Origin of the sequence: Flavobacterium sp. YO12, from assembly GCF_004119495.1 — a bacterium.
GTDB lineage: Bacteria > Bacteroidota > Bacteroidia > Flavobacteriales > Flavobacteriaceae > Flavobacterium.
The window spans coordinates 1-1,461 of the sequence record NZ_NRQU01000136.1 but is presented as its reverse complement, the minus strand read 5'-3'; the positions used below and the strand labels follow the sequence as shown (position 1 = coordinate 1,461).

The 1,461-nt window shown below is 38.3% G+C and carries 1 pseudogene; it reads left to right on the top strand.

Going from position 1 to position 1,461, the window contains the following annotated elements:
- A pseudogene (locus tag BOW55_RS20950) lies at positions 1-1,461 on the top strand (hypothetical protein); the annotation flags it as partial.

Below are 1,461 nucleotides of genomic sequence, written 5' to 3'. Positions count from 1 at the left end.
ACCAACAGCGATAATTACTGGTACTACAGGAGTATGTAAAGACGCAGCAGCGCCAGAGGTAACTTTTACTGGAATGAACGGGACGGCTCCTTACACCTTTATTTATAATATTAGCGGACAAGGTAATTTGAGTATCACCACAATTGTGGGGAATTCTGTAACATTGGTCGTACCAACCGGAGCTACTGGTTCATTTATTTATAATTTAGTAAGTGTACAAGATTCAAGCACAACCACTTGTTCACAAGAACAAACAGGAACCGTAACTATTACGGTAAGTCCATTACCAATTTGTTCTATTGCAGGTTCAGATGATCCAATTTGTCCATCTTCTAGTGGCAATATTTATTCGGCTCCTGAAGGAATGAGTAATTATAGCTGGTCTATTTCAGGAAATGCAACTATAGAAGGCGATTCTTCATCACAAACAGTTTTGGTGAATGCTGGAGTTAATTGTGGTATTTCGTCTACACTTACATTAACGATAAGAGACAGCAATGGATGTGAGTCAACATGCACTAGAATAATTAGTATTGAAGATACTACGAAACCAACTTTTACAAGACCAGCAGATATCACAATTTTTACAGATGCTTCTTGCCAATACGATGCTTCTCCTGAAAAAACAGGTGATGTAACCGATGATCAGGATAATTGTTCCAAAAACATTCAAGCTTCCTACGTTGATCAAGTTATCAGCGGCAATTGTAAGGGGGCTCACATTATAACCAGAACTTGGACTCTTGTTGATAATTGCGGAAATAGAGCTGATGATCAAGTACAGGTTATTACAGTAGAAGATAATATAGCTCCTATAATTACGCAAAATGCATCTAATGTTATTATAGAGTGTGATGGACAAGGAAATAATGCAGCATTGACTAATTGGTTATCAGGACATGCGGGAGCTGTTGCTTCTGATAATTGTTCTGATGTAACCTGGACAAATAATTTCGATACAATTACAAAAGACTGTTCTGCTGCAGTTACCGTATTGTTTACCGCTACCGATAAATGTGGAAACAAATCGACAACTTCAGGCACTTTTACTATTGAGGACAAAACAAAACCAACGTGGTCAACTGAAGCAGCTTCTTTAGACAGAACAGTAGAATGCAGCGATGCTCAAGCTTTAACAGCAGCTCAAGCTTTATTTCCTTTGGCAGCTGATACTTGCGATCAAGATGTTTCCAATATTGATAAAGTAAGCGGTGAGTTTAAAGCTTCTACAGGATGCGGAAATGCAGGAACCTACACTAATATTTGGACAGTAAAAGATGATTGTGGAAACATTTCTGAAACTTTTACACAAGTAATTACAATTCAAGATACTGCTGCGCCAACTTGGGTAACACAAACAGGTTCTTTAAATAGAACAATTGAATGCAGCAATGCACAAGCCTTAACAGCTGCGCAAGCTTTATTCCCTACAGCAACGGATACTTGTGATCAAGATGTTTC